The following is a 20,393-nucleotide window of genomic DNA, read 5'->3' as shown; positions in this document are numbered from 1 at the left end:
TCTGATTTCTATTCCTGGTTCTGGCTGCCGCTGACGGTGACTATTGATACCTCTCGGGAATCGCTGATGCCACCAAAATAGTCCAGCCCTGGAAGGCTCATTTTGGAAGCATGATTGAAAAGCATTTCCCAGCCCCTGCTATGACTGTTTTCAGGTCGGTTAGCCGATCGCCCGGAGCAGAGCATACATAGCCGGAGCGATCGCCAGGGCTGGCAAAAACGAACCAACCCGAATTTGAGTCACCGCCAACAGGTTCAACCCGATCGCCACAATGGCCAAGCCGCCCACACCAGTGAGGGCCAACACCTGGGGATCGGTGGCTGGGTTGGGCACAAATTGGGTCAGCAAGCCCGCCGCCAGGGACAGGGCCCCTTGATAGATCCCCAGGGGCAACACTGAAAAGGCCACCCCCAACCCGGAGCTACCGGCCAGGGCGATCGCCGCCAGGCCGTCCATGGAGGCCTTGAGAATCAAGATTCGATCGTCGCCCGTGAGACCGTTGTTCAGACAGCCCACCAGGGCCATGGGCCCCACGCAGAACAACAAACTGGCGGCCACAAAGCCTTCGGTGAATTGACCGTCGCCCTTGACTTTGCTCTTGAGCCAGTCGCCCCACTGTTGCAAGCGGCGTTCGATCGCCAAGGCTTCTCCCACCAGGCCGCCCACCACCAGCGCCACCAGCCCCAACACAATCCCATCGATCGCAATGCCCTGAAGCCGGCTCAGGCTTTGGGCCATTTGCAACCCCACCAAAATCACAATCAGCGCCACGCCTTGGGTGACGATTTGCAGCATGTTGGCAGACCAGTAGTTGCGCAGTAGCAAACCCAGGCCGCTGCCAACCAAGATGGTGGCAATGTTGATGATGGTTCCGCTGAGGGGATTAAAGGGGGCCATGGGGCGATCGGGGAAGGTTAAGCGAGCAGGTTGAGAAGACGGGGGCGCGAACGCCGCGATCGCGCAACACAATCGACCAGCGTAGGGCCATTTCAGGCGATCGCAAGGGGCTGATTGGTGGGCTGATTGGGATCATGCTTAGGATTTGCTGGGGAGCCATTGGGCCGCGCCAGTGAACAGACCAGCTTTTGAATCTGTTCCTGAATCAAGTTTCTGAATCCCCTGAATTCAATTTCTGAATTATTTGAATGAGTTGCGAGCAATTTGGCCGCGCCAGCGGAAACACCGGCTTTTAAAATGGGCCAGGGAGCCAACTATCAACGCTGCCAATCTTTGTCATAAATTCTGATCATCCATGACCCCACTCAGCTCCTTTAATCCCCCACCCCGTCACTCACAGCCCCCCTTGGGCCGCCGTTTGTGGGCCCTGACCCTGGCGCTGGTGGCCGCCGTTGGCCTTTGGTTTAGTGCCAGCGCCCCTGCCGCCGCCACGGGGGTGTATGACATGCCGACCTTTGACCCGCAAACTTGGGTGCTCGATCGCGCCGATTTGTTCAGCCGCCTCACCAAAGGCAGTCTTGAGAAGTCCCTGCGCGATGTGGCCCAGTCCACGGGGTCAGAAGTTCGGTTTGTGACGTTCCGCCGCTTGGACTATGGCGAAACGATCGATAGCTTTGCCCAAGAACTTTTTGAAACCTGGTTTCCGGAAGCCGAAGACCAAGCCAACCAAGTGTTGATGGTGTTTGATGCGGTCACCAACGATGCGGCGATCGAGGTGGGCAGCAGCGCCCAAGCAACCCTCACCGCCGACATTGCCACCAGCGTGGCCCAAGAAACCCTGCTGGTGCCAATCCGCGATGGCAACTACAACGAAGCGTTCATCGCAGCTAAAGATCGGCTGGCAGTGGTTTTGGCTGGCGAACCGGATCCCGGCCCGCCGGTTGTCGTCAGCAAAATTTCCGTAGAAAGCACCTTCAAAAAAGCTGAAGAGACCGATCGCAATGGCTCCACCATCCTGGTCGTGGTGCTGTTGATTTTGGCCACCGTGATCCCCATGGTCACCTACTTCGCCTACGTGCGCTGAGGCCGATATTTTTGGGCCTGCGCTGGCGGAGATGTCTTCAGACCTAGACCTGAGGTTGGCTGAGTGCTTCCGAGTTGCCAGAGTCTCTGGGACTATGGCAAAAGCCATAACCTTGGCTATGGTCGTCTTTCAAGTCATCTCGCGTTGCGGGGTCTGGCCTGGGGCGGTCTAATGGGAGGGGCAAAAATTTCTGGCCCTTCCCTGAATCAAGACCAATTTCGCCGAAATTCAGGCACAATGGCGGGCACAATTAATAAAATCATTAACACTCTTGATAGTAGTAATTCCTTCCGGTTAGTTCTGCTCATCTTTAGGCTCAGTTCTAGGACGCTTCCTGACCAATTCAAGGGGCACTGACCCATAGCCCGCCATCAGCCCGAATCAACACAGACCGGCTCGATCGGCTCCTACCCTGGGCCAGATGCTTGCCAAATTCAATCGCTGATTACCCCCCATCCTGACTGCGCTCCCCCCCTGGGAACCTATGGCTAGGGTGATAGAATTTCAAATATTTGTTCGGGACAGCGCCGGAAAGCAGCCGCGCGTAGGTGTTGCAGCTCTCAGTGCAGCCCTCCAGTGATGAGCAACCCGATCTCAGTCAACGTTTTCCGACCGTTACCCACGAGGAGAAAAACTACCTATGCCGCAACTCGAGGCACCCGCTGCGATCGACTACCAAAGTGAAACCTACAAAGATGCCTACAGCCGCATCAATGCGATCGTGATTGAGGGCGAAGACGAAGCCGCCAGCAACTACGTGCGTCTAGCCGAGCTGATGCCCACCCATGCCGAAGAATTGGCTGACCTGGCCAAGATGGAGGCCCGCCACAAAAAAGGCTTCACCGCCTGCGGCAAAAACCTGAACGTGACTCCCGACATGGACTTCGCCAAGAAGTTCTTTTCGGATTTGCACGGCAACTTCCAAGTGGCGGCGGCCGGTGGCAACATCGTCACCTGCTTGTTGATCCAAGCGCTGATCATCGAAGCCTTTGCGATCTCGGCTTACAACGTCTACATCCCCCACGCCGATGACTTTGCTCGCAAAATCACGGAAAACGTGGTCAAGGATGAATATCTGCACCTGAACTTTGGCGAGCAATGGCTTAAGGCGAACTTTGAAAGCGCTAAGGATGAGCTAGAGCGTGCCAATCGCGAAAACCTGGCGATCGTCTGGCGCATGTTGGACGAAGTGGCCGCTGACGCACTGGTGCTGGGTATGGAGAAGGAAGCCTTGATGGAAGACTTCACGATCGCCTACCAAGAAGCGCTGCAAAACATTGGCTTCACCACCCGTGAAACCCTGCGAATGCTGACGGCCGGCCTGGCAGCCGCTGCCGCCTAAGGCGAAGGGCAGACTTGGGGGATTCCAGTTCACGCCGGGCCCCCCAGCCCAATTCCCGCCGCCCGATCGCTGTAGATTTGCGCCCAGCTTGGGGCCATGATTTTCCAAGACTGTTGCTGTGCAGTCTCCGACCTCGATCGTGATGATTTGGCGATCGGGGTCATGTTCTTGAACGCAGTCACCCCAGCCCGGCCCGTCTTGACAGGGCTTGCAAAAGGGCAGAACCAGTAAAAGGCCAAATCAGTAGCCAAAGCGGCTGATTCTGGCCCAAACCGCTGCTTTGATCACTCTGTGATGGGCTTGTGCAATGGGTTGGATTCCTGCGCTTCCCTGTTCGTTCCCTTCGTTTCCTTATCCCCCTTCAACCCGTTTAGCAAAGAGATGTTTGGTCTTATCGGTCACTCCCCCAGCTTAGAAAGAACGCACGAAATCGCGCGCGAGTTGGGTCTTCCCGAATGTGCCGATCGGGATTTGGAGTTTTGGTGCAGTGCGCCGCCCCAAGCGGTCGATACCGTGCGGGTGAAGAGCGCCACTGGACAAGAAATCGAAGGTCAGTATATTGACTCGGGATTTTTGCCGGAAATGCTCACCAGCAATCGCGGGAAAACCGCTGTGCGCAAGGTGCTGAACGCGATGGCCCATGCCCAAAAGCTGGGGTTGTCAGTGACGGCGCTGGGGGGCTTTTCCTCGATCGTGTTTGAAAATTTCAATTTGTCTCAAACCCGTTTGGTGCGGAATGTGGAGCTAGACTTTGCTCGTTTCACCACCGGTAACACCCACACGGCTTACATCATCTGCCGCCAAGTGGAAGAGATGGCCAAGCGGTTGAATCTGGAACTGTCCCGAGCGACCGTGGCCGTTTGCGGAGCCACGGGTGATATTGGCAGCGCCGTTTGTCAGTGGCTCAATGCCCGCACAAATATCCAAGATTTGCTGTTGATTGCACGTCAGGAAGATCGCCTGCAAGCGCTGCGGGATGATTTGGGACGCGGCAAAATCCTGTCCTTGGAAGAATCTTTGCCCCTGGCGGACATTATCGTTTGGGTGGCCAGTATGCCCAAGGGAGTAGAAATTGATCCGACAATGCTGAAAAAGCCTTGCCTGATCATCGATGGTGGCTATCCGAAAAACATGGGCACCAAAATCCAAGCGCCGGGTGTGCATGTGTTGAGCGGTGGTATTGTGGAGCACACCCTGGACATTGACTCGCGGATCATGCGGGCGATCGGGATGGTGAACCCAAAGCGCCACATCTTTGCCTGCTTTGGAGAATCGATGCTGTTGGAATTTGAGAAGTGGTACACGAACTTTTCGTGGAACCGCAACCAAATCACGATCGAGAAGATGCTGCAAATTGGAGAAGCCTCGATTAAGCACGGTTTCAAACCCTTGTTGCTCGATCCTGTCGGCTAAAGACCCCACGCGCCAGCTTTGGGGCCCCGTTGCCCACCGGGGCCCCTGCCGAAGTTGGCAACCACGACCGTTGCGCGATCGCGCCTGTGTTTGACCTATGGCTACTGCAAATCGAAAACCTCTGTATCTGGACTTTGAAAAGCCGCTCGTGGATCTGCAAGAGCGCATTGAGCGGATCCGTCGCCTCGCGGAGGAGAACGGGGTGGATGTGAGCGATCAAATCCAGCAGTTGGAGGAGCGATCGAACCAGTTGCGCCAAGAGGTCTATGGCGGTTTGTCGGCGGTGCAGCGGTTGCAAGTGGCTCGCCATCCCCGCCGCCCCAGCACCTTGGACTACATCAACGCCATGACCGATGATTGGCTGGAGTTGCACGGCGATCGGCGCGGGGGAGATGACCCAGCGATCGTGGGCGGCGTGGCCAGCTTGGATGGGATGCCCGTGGTGATTTTGGGCCACCAAAAAGGCCGCGACACCAAAGACAATGTGGCCCGGAATTTTGGCATGGCAACCCCCGGCGGCTATCGCAAGGCCATGCGCCTGATGGAACATGCCGATCGATTCGGAATGCCGATCATTACCTTTATTGACACGCCCGGTGCTTGGGCGGGGGTCGATGCCGAGCGGCTGGGCCAAGGCGAGGCGATCGCCTATAACCTGCGGGAAATGTTCCGGCTCAATGTGCCCATCCTTTGCACCATCATTGGCGAAGGCGGCTCCGGCGGGGCCCTGGGAATTGGCGTTGGCGACTGGCTGATGATGTTTGAGCACTCGGTCTACACCGTGGCTTCGCCGGAAGCTTGCGCCTCAATTTTGTGGCGAGATGCGGGCAAGGCGGCCCAAGCGGCCGAAGCCTTGAAGATCACGGCGCGTGATCTGAAGGATCTGGGAATTTTGGATGAAATTTTGTCGGAACCCTTGGGCGGGGCCCACTCCAACCCGCTGGAAACGGCCGAAACCCTGAAGCAGGCGATCGTGCGGGCCTTGGAACAACTCCTGAGCCTGTCACCCCAAGCCCGGCGCGATCGCCGCTATCAGAAATTCCGCAAAATTGGTCAATTCACCGAGGGGCCGATCGAATCGCTGGCGACCTCCGCTTCGTAGTCGTTGCCGTGGGCAGCTCCAATTAAGCGTCTGTATCCGATCATAGAAATGAGCATCCTGTATTTTTCCCGTGGGGATCAGTCTCGCAGGGGCCTTGGAGGTATCTATGAGCGATGCGACCAGCGGCGCGATCAACCGTGCGATCGCCCCATCTATGGAGTTTTTTGATGGGGTGGTTGAAGATCCCAGCAACGTGAGCCTGCGACGGGATCCGGCCACGGGCGCAAAGATCGTAATGATGGTTTTTGAGCAACTGAACTGCATTGAGCGCTTTCGGGCCGTGACCAATCGGTTTTCCGGGAGTCTGCGCCTGCGAGACGAGGAAGGCGACATTTTGGTAGAACCTTCCAGCGTGCGGTTTATCTTCGGCGGGCCCGAAGGCGATGATTTTGAGCGGTTTGAATGCCAATTTCGGATTGAAATCCCGGAACAGTGGGATCGGTTCATGCGGTTCATGAATCGCTATGCCGATGCCAATGGAATGGGCTATGCCCCGCGCTAGGCGATCGCCATGGCCGGCGATCGGGTGGGTGAATCAACGGCTAATGCACGGCTAATTCATGGGGGCTGATCGACAAATCGACAATGGATCGACAATAGGATGAGTCGATCTTTAGGCATGGCTGATGCGTTCTCGGGATCTGAGTCCTTCAAAGCCACTCAGCCAAAATCACTCAGATCCGTTGTGCCCATCCATCCATTCAGATCCCGCGTTTCTACCGTTTTTCTGGCGAAGAGTCCCCCATGAAAGTTGCAATCACTGGAGCAACCGGTTTCGTTGGCCGTGCCTTGGTGCAGCGGTTGAATCAGCAAGGGGATTCCCTGGTGCTTTTCAGTCGCGATCGGGCAAGGGCGGAGCGCTGTTTTCCCCGATCGGCCTTTCCCAACCTGTCAATTGTGGGCTATGAACCCACGGCCGCTGGCGATTGGCAACAGGCGATCGCGGGGTGCGATGGGGTGGTGAACCTGGCCGGTGCGCCGATCGCGGAAGGCCGCTGGACCACGGCCCGCAAGCAGGAAATTTTAGACAGTCGCCAACTGGGAACCCGGCGAATTGTGGAGGCGATCGCGGCGGCCAATCCCAAACCCGCCGTTTTGGTGAATTCCTCCGCGATCGGGTTCTATGGCCCCAGCGAAACGGCCACCTTCACCGAGGCCAGCTCGGCTGGCCAGGGCTTTTTGGCCCAGGTTTGCCAAGCTTGGGAAGCGGAAGCCCAGGCCGTCACGGCCCAGCAAACCCGGTTGGTGATTTTGCGCACGGGCATTGTGCTGGGAGATGGGGGTGCGCTGGGTAAAATGCTGCCGGTGTTTCGGGCCTTTGCGGGCGGCCCCTTGGGCACGGGTCAACAGTGGTTTTCCTGGATTCACTTGATAGATGTGGTGAATCTGATTGAGCGATCGCTCAAGGATCCCAGCTTCAGCGGGGTTTACAACGCCACCGCTCCCAAACCGGTGCGGATGGGGGAACTGTGCCAGGTGCTGGGCAGTTTGCTGAATCGCCCCTCTTGGTTACCGGTGCCCGCCTTTGCACTGGATCTATTGCTGGGGGAAGCGGCTCAGGTGGTGTTGGAAGGTCAATGTGTGCTGCCCGATCGGGCCCAACAGGCGGGCTTCCAATTTGACTATGGGGATTTGTCGGCGGCCTTACGGGCGATCGTCTAGGGCTTGTCGGGGCCGGGGGAGCCAAAACGGTGGATGCCCCCGCTGCCCGGTGGCTCCTGTTCCTTGCTGGCGCAGAGTCTCCGGTATTTGGACTTCTGGCTTTTTCAACCTTGTTTCCGGTTTTGGTTGCAGCCCTATTGCCAGCCCTATTGCCAGCATTAATATCTTTGGCATCCGTAATCTCGCCCGACCTCTTCTGCCATGTCTCCTCGCACGCTGGATCTGAGCGATCGCCTCTATGACTATTTGTTGGCCGTGTCCCTGCGGGAAGCGCCAATTTTGCAGGAACTGCGGCAGGTAACCGCTCGCCACCCCGCCGCCCAAATGCAAATTGCGCCGGAACAGGGCCAGTTCATGGCCCTGTTGGTGCAACTGATTGGGGCTGAGCGGGCGATCGAAGTGGGAACCTTCACGGGCTACAGCACCCTTTCGGTCGCCTTGGCCATGCCCGATCGGGGGCGGATTGTGGCCTGCGATGTGAGCGCCAACGACACCGCGATCGCCCAGGAATTTTGGCAGCGGGCCGGCGTTGCCCACAAAATCGATCTGCGAATTGCGCCGGCCCTCGAGACGCTCGATCAATTGCTGGCGGACGGTCAGGCAGATTGCTTCGATTTCGCCTTCATTGACGCGGACAAGAAAAATTACCCAAACTATCTCGATCGCTGCCTGGCCCTGGTTCGACCCGGTGGTCTGATCGCCATTGACAATGTGCTGTGGGCCGGGCGCGTGGCCGATCCCACCAACCAGGAAAACAACACGGAAGCGATTCGCGAATTCAACGCTCGGTTGCACCAAGACCCTCGGGTGGATCTAAGCCTCGTCCCGATCGGGGATGGGATGACCCTCGCTCGCCGCCGTCCCTCCCCAAATCTGGCAAGCTAGACATGGGCCGCCCCTTGGAGGGGTTAATCAACAGCCCAACTCGATAGATCCTGTCCATTGCTTCATGACCGCTTGGTTGCCTTTGCCATGACCCTGCCCCTATCCCTCCCGATCGCCCTTGGCCTGTTCGTTGGTTTGCCCCTTTTGGGTCTGGCGTTGTATCTGTGGTCTCCTCGGAAGTACCAGTCCGCCAACTCCGTCGCCAACGCCTATGACGAGTGGACCACAGACGGCATTTTGGAATTCTATTGGGGTGAGCATATCCACTTGGGTCACTATGGCTCTCCCCCGCGCCGCAAGGACTTTTTGGCGGCCAAAGCGGATTTTGTCCATGAAATGGTGCGTTGGGGCCAGCTCGATCGCCTGCCAGCCGGCACAACCCTGCTGGATGTGGGCTGTGGCATTGGCGGCAGCAGTCGCATTCTGGCCAAGGACTATGGTTTCCAGGTCACAGGCATTACGATCAGTCCCCAGCAGGTGGCCCGGGCCCAATCCCTGACCCCGCCGGATGTGACCGCACAATTCGCGGTGGATGATGCCATGGCCCTGTCGTTCCCCGATGCCAGCTTTGATGTGGTTTGGTCGATCGAAGCGGGGCCCCACATGCCCGACAAGGCCGTTTTCGCCAAGGAACTGCTGCGAGTGCTCAAACCCGGCGGAATTCTGGTGGTGGCTGACTGGAACCAGCGGGACGATCGGCAAGTGCCCCTCAACGGCTGGGAGCGCCCCGTCATGAAACAACTGCTGGAGCAATGGGCCCACCCGGCCTTCGCCAGCATTGAAGGCTTTGCCGAAGACCTGGCCGCCACGGGTCTCACGGATGGCGATGTGATGACGGCTGATTGGACTCCTGAAACCTTGCCCTCTTGGCTTGACTCCATCTGGCAAGGGGTAGCCAGACCCGCCGGCCTGATCAAGTTTGGCATTCCGGGCCTGGTGAAGTCTTTGCGGGAAGTGCCCACCTTGCTGCTGATGCGTTTGGCCTTTGGGGCCGGGCTTTGTCGGTTTGGCATGTTCCGAGCAGTGCGGGCGGCGGCTCCGGTTTCGGCTCAACCGGCCACGACTGCCACCGCTCGTTAAGGCAAAAGGCTCGCTCAAGTCGATCGCCCCAGTCGATCGCCCCAGTCGATCGCCCCAGTCGATCGCCCAAGTTGATCGCCCAAGTTGATCGCCCCAATCGATCGCCCAATCTGACGTTCCTCGCAAGTCATGCTTTTTCCCAATCCTGTGCCGAGTCCCGCCGGGTGGCAACTGTTTCGCTGGCTATTTGATCCGCTAACTTTTCTGGATCAATGCACCGATCGATGGGGGTCAACGTTTTCCCTGGGACTGGTCACCGGGTTGCGCATGACCCTTGTGGCGGATCCAGAGGCGATCGCGGATGTGTTTTCCCTGGATCCCAACCAGATCGAAAGCGGTTCCATGAATTATCTGCTGGAGCCGCTGGTGGGTCTCAATTCCCTGCTGTTGTTGGATGGTAATCCCCACCGTCGCCATCGCAAGTTGCTGTTGCCGCCGTTCCATGGCGAACGCATGACAACCTATGGGCGGTTGATTTGTGACTTAACCCGCCAACAGGCGGCGGATTGGGGATCGCAGCAGGTCATTGCTGGGCGCAAGGTCACCCAAGTCATTACGCTGAAAACCATCCTGAAAGCGGTGTTTGGGCTGGTGGATGGCGATCGCTATGGCCAAATCCAAGTTTTGGCAGCCAAAATTCTAGACCTGCTGGGATCGCCCTTCACCTCTAGCCTGTTGTTTTTGCCGTCCTTGCAGCGGGATTGGGGTCCCTGGAGTCCTTGGGGTTATTTTCTGAAGTTGCGGAATCAGCTTGATGTCTTGCTCTATGGGGAAATTGCCGATCGCCGCGCTGAGCAAGTCCAAGCTCAACAGGACGCTGCTCAACCGAACCCAGCCACCAATCGGGGGCCGAGCGATCGCACCGATATTTTGAGCTTGTTGTTGGCGGCTCGCGATGAAGCGGGCCAGCCCATGAGCGACGAGGAAATTCGCGACGAATTAATGACCCTGCTGCTGGCCGGCCATGAAACCACCGCCACGTCCTTGGCTTGGGCCCTGTGGTGGGTGACGCAGTTTCCGGCCATGGGCGATCGAATCCGGGCGGAAATTGCCGAACTGGGGCCGGATCCGGAACCGATGGCGATCGCCAAACTGCCCTACCTGAACGCTTTTTGCCAGGAAACCTTGCGCCTGTATCCCGTGGCCCTGATTGGCAGTCCGCGCCGCTTGCTGAAGCCCACAATGATCGGGCGCTATGACTATCCCGCCGGGGCCATTGTCTCGCCCAACATTTACAGCGCTCACCGTCGGCCGGATTTGTATCCCAACCCAACCCAGTTCCAACCCGAACGATTTTTGGAGCGATCGTTCAGCAATTCGGAATTTTTGACCTTTGGCGGCGGCAACCGAAGCTGCATTGGCATGGCCTTTGCCCAGTTTGAAATGAAGCTGGTGTTGGCAACGCTGCTGATGGACTGGTCGGTGGCCTATGCCGGGGTGTTGCCTCCCCGCCCGGCCCGCCGAGGGGTGACCGTGGGGCCTGATGGGCCGCTGCGATTGCGGATGACCCGGCGCGATCGGGTGGCTCCTGCCCCAGTGCCCAAGCCCCAAACGGTGGCCTAGGGCTGATCAATCGGGCGGTGAATGATGGGGCCGCGATCAAGTCGGCCCAAGCAAACCGGCCCAAGCCAGCCAGGCCGTGCCATAGGCCGCCTCCGTCTGCTTTGCCGATCGCACGGGGCAACCCAAATGGCGCGATCGAATGGCCGTCCATACATCATTTTTTGCCCCACCGCCGGCCGTCTGCACCGATTGCAGCGGGCTGGCTCCCAATTGCTGAAGTAACTGATAGCCTTGGGCCTCAATCCGGGCTAGGCCTTCCAAAATGCCTTGCAAAAAGGCGGCGGGATCCGCCGGTCGGGGCGTGAGGCGCGGTGGCAAATGGGGATCACAAATGGGGAAGCGATCGCCCGGTTCCAGCAGGGGGTAATAGTCGAGGGGGCTGGGCTGCTGGGGATCAATTTGGGCAGTGAGCCGTTGTAACTCTTGGTCAGAAAAAAAGTGCCGCAACACCCGGCCGCCGGCATTGGAAGCCCCGCCCACCAACCAGCGATCGACCGAGGGGGGGCTAGCGGTCGTGTTGCCACTCCCAGGGGCCAAGGAGGCCATGGCCAAGCGGGCCATTAACGATCGCCCCAGAAAGTGGCTATAGACCCCATGGGCGCGATCGGCAACGGGCTGCTCGCTCAGTAATTTAATCGCTAGGGTAGACCCCAAGGACGTGACCGCCTGGCCGGGTTCCTGGACTCCACTGGCCAAAAATGCGGCAATGCTATCGGTGGTGCCGGTGCAAATTTGGCAATCGATCGGGAAATCCCAGCGATCAGCCCACAGGGGCAAAATGGTTCCGATCGCCTGGCCCGGTTGTGCAATCTTGGGCAGCGATGGCCCAATATCCAAACGGCGCAGCCATTGGGGATAGGTTTGGCGGATCGGGTCGCCCCCCAACTTCAGCGCGTTGTGATAGTCCGTGATGCCAAATTGACCGTGCAGTTGGGCCCCGAGCCAATCCGCTTGATGGAGCAATTGGGGCGGATCCACCGTGGGCCACTGACCGCCATATTCTGTGGCCCGCCACCATAGCAGCTTGGCTAGGCTGGAGGTGGCGCTGTGGGTGACGTGATCTGCCGGGGCGATCGCGGCAATTTGGGGCAAAACGGATTGGCCCCGATCGTCATCGTAGGCGAGAGGATCGGTCAGGGGATGGCCCTGGCGATCGCACAGCAGCACGGTTCCCGAAGTGCCATTGATGGCGATCGCTCCCGTTTGTTGCCGCACCGATCGGGGCAAATCCGCCAGCAGCGCCGTCAATTGCGACAGCCAATCCGCTGCACTCCCCGATCCCGTCCCCGATGCGCTCACCTGCGCCTGGGCCACCACGGCTCCCTGTCGATCGACCACCATGGCTCGGGCCCCGGAGGTTCCAAAGTCAATGCCCATGGACAACTGATTAGCCCATCGTTCATCAAGGCCCCAATCCTGACCCATCATTCCTGCCCATATCGCTAGTTAGTCAATTGCCAATTAACTTGCAAACTAAATTGCAAATTGCTTGTAATTGCTTGTCGTTGAATCAATGGTTAACGTTGAAGCTTGATTGCTGCCTTTGCCCGATTTTGCCCCTATGCCCCAGCCGATCGCGCCTTCTGCCACCTCGCCCCAGGAACTGGTGAAAACCCAGCACGACTTTTTTAAGTTGGGCTACACCCGCGATGTGGATTATCGGCTGCGGCGGCTTCAGGATCTGCGCCGGGCCATTGAAGAACAACAGGATCAGCTCCTGCGGGCCTTGCAGGTGGATTTGGGCAAACCTCCCTTTGAAGCGGTGCTGGCGGAGTTGGAATTTTGCCTGCTGGAAATTGACCACGCCCTCAAACATTTGCGGAGTTGGACTAAGCCCCGATCGGTCGGGTTGCCCGTCACCCTCTGGCCCGGTCGAGCCAAGGTGCAGCGGGAGCCATTGGGTGTGGTGTTGATTATGGGGGCCTGGAATTATCCGGTGCAGTTGACCTTGGGGCCGCTGGTGGGGGCGATCGCGGCGGGCAACTGCGCGGTGATTAAGCCCTCAGAGGTTGCCCCCCAAAGCTCCCGGGCGATCGCGGATTTAATTCGTCGGGCCTTTGACCCGATGTATGTGGCGGTGGCGGAAGGGGGAATTCAGGTCAGCCAAGCTCTGTTGGAAGAACCCTTCGACCATATTTTCTATACGGGTGGCCCCACGGTAGCCAAGGTGGTGATGGCCTACGCAGCCCAGCGACTCACACCGGTCACCCTGGAGCTGGGGGGCAAAAATCCTTGCATTCTCGATCGCTCGGCCGACTTCCCGATCTCGGCCCGGCGAATTGTGTGGGGCAAGTTTTTCAACGCAGGACAAAGCTGCTTGGCTCCTGACTATGTGTTAGTGCCGCGCGATCGGGAAGCGGAGTTTCTGGCGTTGGCCCAAGCGGCCATTACCGACTTCTTTGGCCCCACCCCCAGCCTCAGCCCGGATTTTGCCCGGATTGCCAATGACTATCACCTAGAACGGTTGTTGCGGCTGATTCCCGGCTCGGGCCAGGTGGTGATCGGTGGGGATGCGGATCCGAGGCAACGCTACTTGGCCCCGACCCTGTTGGCGGCAGTGCAGTGGAGCGATCCCGTGATGCAAGAGGAGATTTTTGGGCCCATTTTGCCGGTGTTGGCCTATGACCACCTGGACGGGGCGATCGCCCAAATCAACGCCCGGCCCCATCCCTTGGCTTGCTATGTGTTTGCCAACGATCGCACCATTAGCCGGGCGATCGGCCGGGAAACCACCTCGGGATCCCTTTGTGTGAATGATCTGTTGGTGCAAGCCACCGTGCCCGATTTGCCCTTCGGCGGCGTGGGAGCCAGCGGCATGGGCCGCTATCACGGCCGGGCTGGGTTTGAGCTATTTTCCTATCAGCGCAGCCACCTGTGGCGATCGGCCAAGCCGGAATTTCCAATGCGCTATCCGCCCTACGACGACAACAAATTATCCTGGCTATCGCGATTGCGGTCTTAACCGTTCCTTAAGCCCAAAGAAACCCTAGGGGACGATCGTGATCGTGATCACCCCCTGTAGAATAGGAGGCTGCAAGTTAGCCCAACCCGCTCCTAAATCACCCAATCGCAGATCCTCAGTGATTTGTCGCGATTTTGGCTGGCAACTTTGGGCCAACCCCTCGCTTCGTCAACCCGCAGCGAACTAGACCTTTCCTATCTGCCAACCGCACACTCGCCCCATGCCGAAGGTACTTGTCTCCGACCCGATCGACAAAGCCGGCCTCGACATTCTGTCGCAAGTGGCCCAAGTCGATGTCCGCACCGGCCTGCCCGAAGATGAGCTGGTGCAAATCATCGGTGAATATGACGCGCTCATGATTCGATCGGGTACCCGCGTCACTGCCCGTGTGATCGAAGCCGGCCAAAGCCTGAAAATTGTTGGCCGCGCTGGGGTCGGAGTCGATAACGTGGATGTGCCCGCCGCCACCCGCCAAGGGGTTGTGGTTGTGAACTCGCCGGAAGGCAACACGATCGCCGCCGCCGAGCACGCCCTGGCCATGATGCTGTCCATGTCGCGCTACATTCCCGCCGCCAACGAATCCACCAAGGCCGGCAACTGGGATCGCAAGAACTTCACGGGCGTGGAAGTTTACAAAAAGACGCTCGGGGTTTTGGGCTTGGGCAAAATTGGTTCCCATGTGGCCTCCTGTGCCAAGGCCATGGGCATGAAGTTGCTGGCCTATGACCCCTTTATTTCCAAGGAACGCGCCGAGCAGTTGGGTTGTCGCTTGGTGGATTTGGACTTGCTGTTCCGTGAGTCGGATTTCATCACCCTGCACATGCCGAAAACACCGGAAACGGCCAACCTGATTAATGCTGAAGCGCTGGCGAAGATGAAGCCCACGGTGCGGATCGTTAACTGCGCCCGGGGCGGCATCATCGACGAGCAAGCGCTCTACGAAGCCCTGAAGGAAAATCGGATTGGCGGCGCGGCCCTTGATGTGTTTTTGGATGAGCCGTTGGGAGATTCGCCCCTCAAGGGCTTGGGCAAGGAAGTGGTGCTGACTCCGCACTTGGGTGCTTCCACCGAAGAGGCCCAGGTGAACGTGGCGATCGACGTAGCGGAGCAAATCCGCGATGTACTGTTGGGGCTGCCAGCGCGATCGGCCGTGAACATTCCGGGTCTTTATCCCGATGTGATGGAGCAACTGCGGCCCTACCTGAAGTTGGCGGAAACCCTGGGCACTTTGGTGAGCCAACTGGCTGGCGGTCGGGTGGAATCCCTGACGGTGCGCCTGCAAGGGGAATTGGCAGAAAAAGACAGCAAACCCATCACGATCGCAGCCCTGAAAGGTTTGTTGTCCCAGGCTTTGCGGGAACGGGTGAACTACGTCAACGCCAGCATTGAAGCCAAGGAGCGGGGCATCCGGGTAATTGAAACCCGCGATTCTTCCGTTCGGGACTACACCGGCTCGCTGCACCTGTCGGCGGTGGGTTCGTTGGGCGAGCACTCGGCCACGGCCACCCTGCTGAGTGACGGGGAAATTCACATCACCGGAATTGATGATTTCCCGATTAACGTCACCCCCACCCGCTACATGCTGCTGACCAAGCACCGGGATATGCCGGGGATCATTGGGAAAATTGGTTCGCTGCTGGGGAGCTTCAATGTGAACATCGCCAGTATGCAGGTGGGCCGCAAGATTGTGCGCGGCGATGCGGTGATGGTGCTGAGCATTGATGATCTGCTGCCCGATGGCCTGCTCGAAGAGATTGTGAAGGTTCCGGGTATCCGCGATGCCTTCACGGTGGTGCTTTAGCGATCGCTCAGATTAGGGTTCAGATTAGGGTTGGGAAACCCAACCCCTACGGCGGTGGCAATGACGACGGATCCTAGGGCCTGTCGTCATTTCCTGAGATCAGACAACAACGGTTGATTTTTCATGCCCCAATCGTCGTAACAAGGGGCTTAAGCCCCTTGTCCCCCACGATCTGACAACGGTGGAAGCAGGGTTTCAGGCGATTTGACGACACGCCCTAGGCTTCTTTGCTGAAAAACTATCCGGAGCTAATGACTGGAGGGCTGAAAACCACTCCATGTAGATGCACCCCGATTGAAACCTCGATTGCTGGCTGGCCCAGCTCGAGGTTTTTTCTTGCGCAAAAATCGGCTGATCACAAAAATCGGCTGATAAGTAGATCGATGGGCTAACCCATGAGTCAGCCTATGAGCAAAATTAATGGTCACTCCCTGACAAAAAAACTAGGCGATCGGGCCTGACCCTGCTACCATACGGCCTAAGTTTTGTTACAAAGACAACAGTTTGCTGGTCGCATCTTTATTGATGCTGCTCACCGAGTCTGGCTGAGTCTAGCTGGATAAAACCTAAAAGGGGTCGGCAATTGGTCGGAGCAACGGCAAAACCGGATAACCGATTAAGCGCGATCCATAACGTTGGCAAGCTGTCCTATACCCATTTGGCTTCGATCGCCCGATCGATCCCAATCATTTCACTGTGGTATGAGCCTCAAGCCGGAACCACTACCGAAGGGAGTTTCACGCTCAAGGCTTTTACGCTTTCGTGCATTGGTCTAAGATTCCCTTCAGTTTGAAGCTCAACCAGTTCAACCACGTTAACGACCAGCAAACCTGAAACCGGGAGGCAAACGTGCTGCGTTTGGAACGCATCCAAAAAATTTACCCAACGGGCCAAGTCCTGCGGGATGTGAGCTGGGAGGTCAAGCCCGGCGATCGGGTTGGGTTGGTTGGTGTGAATGGGGCAGGTAAATCCACCCAACTCAAAATCATCATGGGTGAGATTGAGCCAACGGCCGGGCAAATTATTCGCCCGGCTGATTTGCGCATTGGTTATCTCAACCAAGAGTTTGATGTGGATCCTTGCCGCACGGTGCGCGAAGAACTGTTCTCGGCTTTCACGGAAGCTTGCGAGGTGCAGGATCAAATGCACCAGGTGCAAAACGAGATGGGCGCGGCGGATCCCGATCGCCTAGAAGCCTTGCTGCGCGATCTCGACCACCTACAACGCCGGTTTGAAGCCCTGGATGGCTATGGTCTAGAAGCCCGGGTCGATCGACTGTTGCCGGAGTTGGGGTTTGAGCCGGACGATGGCGATCGGCTGGTCAGCTCCTTCAGTGGCGGCTGGCAAATGCGGATCTGCTTGGGCAAGGTGATGCTGCAAGAGCCGGATCTGTTGCTGTTGGACGAACCGACCAACCACTTGGATCTCGAGTCGATCGAGTGGCTAGAAGGCTACCTGAAGCAACTGGGCAAGCCGCTGGTGCTGATTTCCCATGACCGAGAATTTCTCGATCGACTCTGCACCACGATTGTGGAAACCGAGCGCGGTGTGTCCACCACCTACTTGGGTAACTATTCCCAATACCTGGCCCAAAAAGAAGAAAATCGCAGCGCCCTCCAGGCGGCCTACGATCGCCAGCAAAAGGAACTAGACAAGCAACAGGCCTTTGTCGATCGGTTCCGGGCCAGCGCCACCCGCAGCACCCAAGCCAAGAGCCGCGAAAAACAACTGGAAAAAGTGGAGCGCCTCGAAGCTCCCGTGGCCGATGTGCGCACCCTGCGGTTTCGGTTTCCGCCCGCCCCGCGCAGCGGTCGCGAGGTGGTCAAAATTGAAGACCTGACCCACGCTTGGGCCGATAAGATCCTGTTCCTGGGTGCGAACTTGACCGTGGAACGGGGCGATCGAATCGCCTTCCTTGGGCCCAATGGTTGCGGTAAATCCACCCTGTTGCGCATGATCATGGGTCGGGAAGCCCCCACCGAGGGAACCGCCCAAATTGGTCAACACAACGTGATCCCCGGGTATTTTGAGCAAAACCAAGCCGAAGCCCTGGATTTACACAAAACCGTCATTGACACCCTGCGGGACGAAGCCCCAGACTGGAAAGAGGAAGAGGTGCGCAGCCTCTTGGGCCGTTTCCTGTTCAGTGGCGAAGCGGTTCTCAAGAAAGTTGAATCCTTGAGTGGGGGCGAAAAGGCGCGTTTAGCCCTCGCCAAAATGCTCGTTCAGCCCGTTAATCTGCTGATTTTGGACGAGCCAACCAACCACTTGGACATTCCTGCAAAAGAAACCCTCGAATCAGCCCTGACGCAATTCGATGGCACTGCCTTGATCGTGTCGCACGATCGATACTTTATTTCGCAAGTTGCCAACAAAATTGTGGAAGTTCGTGAAGGCGAACTGCGCGTTTATCAGGGCAACTATCGCTACTATCTCGACAAGATTGCCGAGGAACAAGAGCAAGCAAAGTTGGCAGCCATTGCCCAAGAGAAGGCGGACAAAGCGGCCGCCAAGCGCGAGAAAGAGCGCGAAAAGCAACGGGCCAAGCAGGACGCGAAAAAAGCAAACACCGGTTTGTAAATACCTTGTAACGTCTGGGATGCGCCACAAACCATCCCAGGCTTATAGGTTAAATCTCGGTGCTATTATGGCGGGAAAATTAAGCAAATATGAAGAGCAATCAGAGTATGGTGGAGTCAACTGTCTCCCCTGTCGTGCTGATCATTCTTGACGGCTGGGGCTACCGCGAAGATCGCAACGGTAATGCGATTGCCGAAGCGAAAACCCCGATCGTTGATAGCCTTTGGGCAGCCTATCCCCACACACTGATCCGCACATCAGGTAAGGCGGTTGGCCTGCCCGAGGGGCAAATGGGTAACTCCGAAGTGGGCCACCTGAACATTGGTGCGGGTCGGATTGTGCCCCAAGAGTTGGTTCGCATTTCCGATGCCGTTGAAGACGATTCAATTTTGAGCAATCCTGCCCTGGTCGCCACCTGTCAGCAGGTTAAAGCCAGTGGCGGCAAGCTCCATCTGATTGGCCTTTGTTCCGATGGGGGTGTGCATTCTCATTTGGATCATGTGGCCGGGTTGCTGAAGCTGGCAACGCAACAGGGAATCACGGAAGTCTGTATTCACGCCATCACCGATGGTCGCGACACCCAGCCCAACAGTGGCATTGAGTTTCTGACTCGACTGCAAGGGCTGATTGATGACGCGGGGGTGGGTCAAATCACGACGGTTTCCGGGCGCTACTACGCGATGGATCGCGATCGCCGCTGGGATCGGGTGCAAAAGGCCTACCAGGTGATGGCAACGGAGGGTGAAGTGGATGGGCGATCGCCCGTGCAGATCCTTCAGGACTCCTACGCGGAAAAGGTTTTTGATGAGTTCATTCTGCCGGTGCGGGTGGCTCCGGGGGCCGTGGCGGCCCAAGACGGCGTAATTTTCTTCAATTTCCGTCCCGATCGGGCGCGGCAGCTCACCCAAGCGTTCATGGATCCTCAGTTTGATGGGTTTGAGCGCGAACTGGTGCAACCGATCCATTTCGTCACATTCACCCAATATGATCCCGAGCTACCCGTGGCCGTGGCCTTCGCGCCGCAGGATCTGAAAAACATTTTGGGTGAGGTGTTGGCGAATCATCGCCTCCGCCAGTTTCGAGCCGCCGAAACGGAAAAATATGCCCATGTCACCTACTTCTTCAATGGTGGTTTGGAAGATCCCTTTGAAGGAGAAGATCGGGTGCTGATCCCGAGTCCGATGGTGCCAACTTACGATCGCGCGCCGGCCATGTCTGCGGACGCGGTAACCGATGCGGTGGTTTCCGCCATTCAAAAGGAGGTCTACTCCTTGGTGGTGGTGAACTATGCCAATCCAGACATGGTGGGCCACACCGGACAGATGGAAGCGGCCATTCAGGCCATTGAAACGGTTGATCGCTGTTTGGGCCGGGTGTTAACGGCGGTTTCCAAGGTGGGCGGCACGGTGCTGATCACCGCTGACCACGGGAATGCGGAATACATGTTCGATGAGGCGGGTAATCCCTGGACGGCCCACACCACTAACCGTGTCCCATTCATCGTGGTGGAAGGGGAGCGCCGCAAGGTGGTCGGCCATGGCTGCGATGTTCAGTTGCGGGATGATGGTTGCTTGGCGGATATTGCGCCGACGATTCTGCAATTGCTGAATTTGCCCCAGCCCTCTGAAATGACGGGCAAGTCGATCGTAGCTCCGGCGGCCTATGAAGCCAAGTTGAATCGCACGCCGGTCACGGTAGGCGTTTAGACCCACGGGGGCCGCTGGGGGTCTCCATCCGGCCGTAAAATGTTGATTCCGCTATTGCTGGGTACAATCCTGCGTTTCCTATGTTGACCACGATTTTGGAAATAATCTGGGCCCTGTCTGCCCTCGGTTTGGTGGTGTTTGTGCTGTTGCACAGCCCCAAGGGTGACGGTCTCGGCGGCATTGGCGGCCAAGCTCAACTGTTTTCGAGCACCAAGAGCGCGGAAGCCACGCTAAATCGCATTACCTGGACGCTGGCTTTGGTGTTCATGGGTTTGGCGGTGGTGCTGAGTGCCGGCTGGCTGAAGGGTTAGGGGCG

Annotated in this window: 16 protein-coding genes; 14 read left to right on the top strand and 2 right to left on the bottom strand. The window is 57.7% G+C overall.

Annotation, left to right across the window (positions count from 1 at the left end; all coding sequences use genetic code 11):
• Positions 1-159: 159 nt before the first annotated feature.
• Positions 160-897 (bottom strand): DUF554 domain-containing protein, encoded by a 738-nt coding sequence (locus H6G53_RS10730; RefSeq protein WP_099534996.1) that lies wholly within the window; start codon positions 895-897, stop codon positions 160-162.
• A gap of 355 nt (positions 898-1,252) precedes the next feature.
• Here H6G53_RS10730 and psb32 point away from each other — a divergent pair, with 355 nt between their 5' ends.
• The 9 genes from psb32 (at position 1,253) to H6G53_RS10685 (ending at position 11,028) form a co-directional block, all read left to right on the top strand.
• Entirely contained in the window at positions 1,253-1,981 is a 729-nt protein-coding gene (psb32, locus tag H6G53_RS10725) for a photosystem II repair protein Psb32 (protein ID WP_190532776.1), read from the top strand.
• Between the two features lie 640 nt (positions 1,982-2,621).
• Entirely contained in the window at positions 2,622-3,323 is a 702-nt protein-coding gene (locus tag H6G53_RS10720; protein WP_099534994.1) for an aldehyde oxygenase (deformylating), read from the top strand.
• A gap of 381 nt (positions 3,324-3,704) precedes the next feature.
• Positions 3,705-4,736 carry a long-chain acyl-[acyl-carrier-protein] reductase gene (locus tag H6G53_RS10715; protein ID WP_099535008.1) on the top strand — a complete coding sequence of 344 codons (1,032 nt, stop codon included), beginning with the start codon at positions 3,705-3,707 and terminating at the stop codon, positions 4,734-4,736.
• Positions 4,737-4,833: 97 nt separating this feature from the next.
• Positions 4,834-5,838, top strand: coding sequence for an acetyl-CoA carboxylase carboxyltransferase subunit alpha (locus H6G53_RS10710; RefSeq protein ID WP_190528362.1), 1,005 nt, complete (start codon positions 4,834-4,836; stop codon positions 5,836-5,838).
• A 70-nt stretch (positions 5,839-5,908) separates the two neighbouring features.
• Complete coding sequence (gene psb28 / locus H6G53_RS10705) at positions 5,909-6,340, top strand: photosystem II reaction center protein Psb28 (protein ID WP_370567696.1); 432 nt, start codon at positions 5,909-5,911, stop codon at positions 6,338-6,340.
• A 242-nt stretch (positions 6,341-6,582) separates the two neighbouring features.
• A complete protein-coding gene (locus tag H6G53_RS10700) occupies positions 6,583-7,500 on the top strand; it encodes a TIGR01777 family oxidoreductase (protein ID WP_190532773.1) in 918 nt (305 codons plus the stop codon).
• A gap of 201 nt (positions 7,501-7,701) precedes the next feature.
• Positions 7,702-8,385, top strand: coding sequence for a class I SAM-dependent methyltransferase (locus H6G53_RS10695; protein ID WP_190532772.1), 684 nt, complete (start codon positions 7,702-7,704; stop codon positions 8,383-8,385).
• 87 nt (positions 8,386-8,472) lie between these two features.
• Positions 8,473-9,465: a methyltransferase domain-containing protein gene (locus tag H6G53_RS10690; protein WP_190528358.1), complete on the top strand. Its 993-nt coding sequence runs from the start codon at positions 8,473-8,475 to the stop codon at positions 9,463-9,465.
• A 129-nt stretch (positions 9,466-9,594) separates the two neighbouring features.
• A complete protein-coding gene (locus tag H6G53_RS10685) occupies positions 9,595-11,028 on the top strand; it encodes a cytochrome P450 (RefSeq protein WP_190532769.1) in 1,434 nt (477 codons plus the stop codon).
• A gap of 36 nt (positions 11,029-11,064) precedes the next feature.
• On the opposite strand, the gene H6G53_RS10680 is transcribed toward H6G53_RS10685, so the two are convergent.
• The gene (locus H6G53_RS10680; RefSeq protein ID WP_190532766.1) at positions 11,065-12,453 is read right to left on the bottom strand and encodes an FGGY-family carbohydrate kinase; all 1,389 of its coding nucleotides are present in this window, start codon (positions 12,451-12,453) and stop codon (positions 11,065-11,067) included.
• Positions 12,454-12,571: 118 nt separating this feature from the next.
• Here H6G53_RS10680 and H6G53_RS10675 point away from each other — a divergent pair, with 118 nt between their 5' ends.
• From H6G53_RS10675 to secG, 5 genes are all read left to right on the top strand, one after another.
• On the top strand, positions 12,572-13,990 hold the full coding sequence (locus tag H6G53_RS10675; protein WP_242030822.1) for an aldehyde dehydrogenase family protein: 1,419 nt from the start codon (positions 12,572-12,574) through the stop codon (positions 13,988-13,990).
• Positions 13,991-14,210: 220 nt separating this feature from the next.
• Positions 14,211-15,791 (top strand): phosphoglycerate dehydrogenase, encoded by a 1,581-nt coding sequence (gene serA / locus H6G53_RS10670; protein WP_099534988.1) that lies wholly within the window; start codon positions 14,211-14,213, stop codon positions 15,789-15,791.
• 849 nt (positions 15,792-16,640) lie between these two features.
• Positions 16,641-18,371: an ATP-binding cassette domain-containing protein gene (locus H6G53_RS10665; RefSeq protein ID WP_099534987.1), complete on the top strand. Its 1,731-nt coding sequence runs from the start codon at positions 16,641-16,643 to the stop codon at positions 18,369-18,371.
• Positions 18,372-18,478: 107 nt separating this feature from the next.
• The gene (gene gpmI, locus H6G53_RS10660; RefSeq protein WP_099534986.1) at positions 18,479-20,077 is read left to right on the top strand and encodes a 2,3-bisphosphoglycerate-independent phosphoglycerate mutase; all 1,599 of its coding nucleotides are present in this window, start codon (positions 18,479-18,481) and stop codon (positions 20,075-20,077) included.
• Positions 20,078-20,157: 80 nt separating this feature from the next.
• A complete protein-coding gene (gene secG / locus H6G53_RS10655; RefSeq protein ID WP_099534985.1) occupies positions 20,158-20,388 on the top strand; it encodes a preprotein translocase subunit SecG in 231 nt (76 codons plus the stop codon).
• The last annotated feature ends 5 nt before the right edge of the window (positions 20,389-20,393 follow it).

It is taken from the genome of Limnothrix sp. FACHB-406 (assembly GCF_014698235.1).
In the GTDB taxonomy this organism is placed as follows: Bacteria; Cyanobacteriota; Cyanobacteriia; order CACIAM-69d; family CACIAM-69d; genus CACIAM-69d.
This window is presented reverse-complemented; position numbering and strand designations above follow the sequence as displayed.